This window comes from Flavobacterium aureirubrum (assembly GCF_038739835.1).
GTDB lineage: Bacteria > Bacteroidota > Bacteroidia > Flavobacteriales > Flavobacteriaceae > Flavobacterium > Flavobacterium aureirubrum.
Genome location: NZ_JBCGDO010000154.1, coordinates 1 through 281, shown reverse-complemented (window position 1 = coordinate 281; position 281 = coordinate 1). Strand labels below are relative to the sequence as shown.

Genomic DNA, 281 nt, shown 5'->3' with positions numbered 1-281 from the left:
AGCCATACAAAGTACTGCCATCGAAAAGGTTTATAAGATTACTTTTTTTATCTGTGCTATTGCCATAACAAATCAGATGTATTCTGGCACATCGGATTTTTTATCTTTTGTTTTTTTAGTACCGCCTTTTTTAATAATACTAGACAGCATAAATTTAAAAAAAATTAATTTAAGTATAAATTTTTGTGTTTTTATTGGCTTGTTATTCGCTATTTCAATTGCTTCTAGACCAATGGCCATAATTTTAATTGCGTTGTTTTATACTTCGATGTTTTTGATTT

At 27.4% G+C, this 281-nt stretch carries 1 protein-coding gene; it reads left to right on the top strand.

All coding sequences use genetic code 11. From position 1 onward, the window contains the following. Nucleotides 1-281 (top strand): hypothetical protein (locus tag WFZ85_RS16325; RefSeq protein WP_342697291.1); only part of this gene is annotated, 281 nt, incomplete at both ends.